Genomic DNA, 1,715 nt, shown 5'->3' on the forward strand with positions numbered 1-1,715 from the left:
CTAGAGCGCCGAACAGGTTAGGTCACGCCGCGTGCTGGTAGCGCGCGGCGACCTCGAGGTTTTGGACGACCGCGAGTCGCCTGAGGTCAAAGAGGTTGCGGCGCGTGCCTCGGTAACGAGCCTTCGGGCCCTGGCGGTTGGCGAGATGCGCCAGGCAATGCTCGACGCCGACACGCTCCCGGAGTCCTGCGCGGCCCGCGCGCGACTGCAGACGTGAGCGAAGGCGCTTCTGGAGCCGCTCGTCGTCGCCCATCGTGACGCTGCGACCCCTACCGGACGCGGCCTGGGTACAACTCGAGCGCAGCTTGCACGGCCCGCAGGCTTCCGGGTCGAATTGCACGACGGCGCCGGGCTCGAAAGGCTCCACCTCGCCAGCAGGGCATTGGATGGTGCCGTCGCGGATGTTCACTTTGAAGTCGCGCTTGCCGAAGAGTCCGGACTTCGCGCTGGCTCCTCGCCACGGCCGGCAGACGACGTCGCCGCCGCTCGCCAGCACGTCTTCGGTCATTGAGCTGTTGAGGTACGCCCTGTCAATGAGGAGGACATCGGGGAAGAGCTCCTGGTGGGCCATGTCTTCCTGCAGTGCGCCCGTCGCCTCCTCTTCGGGTCGGTTGGCCGGCGTCACGGCGCAGGCCACCACGAGCTCGGTGTCGAGGTCGGTGCCGACGTGCTGCTTGTAGCCATTGAAGCGCTTGCTCTTGCTCTTGCGCCCGTGGCGCATGTCCGGGTCTTCGATGGAGATGCGCCTGTCGGCCGCCACGCCTTGTCGAATCTGCACGCCGCCCTCGGGGCGCGGCTCGAGGTCCTGTTCGCGCACCTGCGCGAGCGCTTCGATGTAGCGAGTCAGCGGAGCCGCGACGCACGACTTCGACTGCTTCGTCACCCAGGCCATGAGGCGGTCGAGCTGTCGGCAGAGTCGATTGAGTGCGTCGAGCTTCGCGTCGGGCGCGCTCCAGTCGATGTCGAGGCCGGCCTTGATGCTGCTGGCCATCAGCAACGGCGCATCGGCCTGCTGACACACCTCCTCGACGTCGGTGCCGAGCGCGAGCGCCATGCCCTCGGCCACCTTGCGGCCTGCGTGGCCGAGCAGGTTGATGGTGTCCTCAACCCGCCCGGCCCCTTCCAGAGGGCGGCTGTCGACCCCCACTCGCAGCGTCTTCGGCGTCTTCTTCGGGTCGAAGCCCTTCGTCCGCTTCGCCACCTCGACGGTGCGCTCCAGCAGCCGGCGGTCCATCTCGGTCGCGATGAGTCGCTCCCTGAATTGCTGCAGCCCGCCCTGGGAGAAGGCTGGCTCGTCCTCATCCGCGCCGAGTCGGTCCAACACCATCCGCCACCGGCTGTCAGTGCCCGAGAGGCACACCGCTTCGGCGTCCGATGCCTGCGTGTAGGCCTGCACCAGCAGCGCCATGCACATCATCGCGGGCGGCTGCGGCTCTTGTCCCTGGCCCGTCTGTCGGTACATCGCTTCGAGCTCGTTCTGAAAGGCCTCGTCGAACAACTCGTGCCGATGCTCGCGCAAGAAGACGAAAAGCTTCCTGCTCTTCCCCGCCAGCTTCAGCAGGCGCTGCTCCCGTGCGCTCTGCTCCACAGCCGGCTTCCAGCGTTCCATGCGCCACCTCCGTGAGGTGGCGACCTGATCACGCGGCGACAGCCCGCGTCGATCGCTCTCGCAAGTGTTCGACTTTCCTCGGGCCGAAACCTGATCGGTGCTCTAG

At 67.3% G+C, this 1,715-nt stretch carries 1 protein-coding gene; it reads right to left on the minus strand.

The features are described from left to right. Nucleotides 1-22: 22 nt before the first annotated feature. Entirely contained in the window at nt 23-1,609 is a 1,587-nt protein-coding gene (locus G4D86_RS51590; RefSeq protein WP_164003079.1) for an IS1182 family transposase, read from the minus strand. Nucleotides 1,610-1,715: the final 106 nt, after the last annotated feature.

It is taken from the genome of Pyxidicoccus caerfyrddinensis, assembly GCF_010894405.1.
In the GTDB taxonomy this organism is placed as follows: domain Bacteria; phylum Myxococcota; class Myxococcia; order Myxococcales; family Myxococcaceae; genus Myxococcus; species Myxococcus caerfyrddinensis.

What these genes read in the sequence shown, in the direction of transcription:
- G4D86_RS51590 (WP_164003079.1), bottom strand. Translation starts at nt 1,609, where the DNA reads ATGGAACGCTGGAAGCCGGCTGTGGAGCAGAGCGCACGGGAGCAGCGC.